Source organism: Mesorhizobium sp. M1E.F.Ca.ET.063.01.1.1 (assembly GCF_003998155.1).
Taxonomy (GTDB): domain Bacteria; phylum Pseudomonadota; class Alphaproteobacteria; order Rhizobiales; family Rhizobiaceae; genus Mesorhizobium.
Genome location: NZ_RZSC01001725.1, coordinates 1 through 403, shown reverse-complemented (window position 1 = coordinate 403; position 403 = coordinate 1). Strand labels below are relative to the sequence as shown.

General features: G+C 59.8%; 1 pseudogene. It reads left to right on the top strand.

The window, feature by feature from the left end:
- Positions 1-237 precede the first annotated feature (237 nt).
- Positions 238-403: pseudogene (locus EOA29_RS44155) on the top strand (DUF1134 domain-containing protein); the annotation flags it as partial.

The window sequence follows — 403 nt, the reverse complement described above, 5'->3', positions numbered from 1 at the left end:
GTCGCCATCGCCTTCCTCAAGAACGAGAAGCCGGAACTGGTGTGGAACGGGGCCCGCGCAGCGTTTCGGGGCCAGAGCTGGGTTCCCCGGCCTTCGAACCGCCATCTTCATGTGAGAGCTTAATGGTTGAAAAAGGATTACGGCATAGTTTCCAGTGATAGTCACCTCGAGCGGCCGCCAAGAGCCGTGGGGGGTGCGAGGCGTCGGCGAAAGTGCTCCCTGACGGAGATTGGAAGCATGTTTTCCCGATTCTACGACCGGAATCTTTTCCGTGTCATTTCCATGGCGATTGCCCTCATGGGCGCTCTCGTCTTCTCAACCTCCGCGCTGCGGGCACAGGAATATACCGCCCAGGAGATCATCGATTCCGGCCACAAGTTCTTCGGCGCGACCTCCGGCGGCC